General features: G+C 43.7%; 1 protein-coding gene. It reads right to left on the reverse strand.

Annotated elements, in window-relative coordinates:
• The coding region (locus tag HC176_RS18070) for a hypothetical protein (protein WP_167920384.1) at positions 1 to 343 on the reverse strand (343 nt) is incomplete at both ends.

The raw sequence follows: 343 nt of genomic DNA on the forward strand, positions 1-343 counted from the left end.
CACATCGGTATCAATATTCGGAAGCCTGTTCACCCAGCGGGTCAAAAAGGGCAATTCTGTAGAGTAATTCAGGTTGAACCCAAGAATAGTATTGTTAATTGGTTCATAGCTGTAATTGGATTTTTGAGTAAGCGGTCTTTCGTTCAGGTTTAGGTAAGTGGCACCAACAAGGAAATTCTCATTGATCATATGCTCCACGTTGATCCCGGTGAAGCGTTTTGTTTGCTGTCCAAAAAGGGCATTATTTTCAGTGGATACCTGAATGGGAATGTTGGAAGCGAGCAAAGCCTCATCAAGGATCTGCACCCGGCCAAACTGGTAATTCACCACATAATCCACCCCT

The organism is Tamlana crocina, assembly GCF_012037625.1.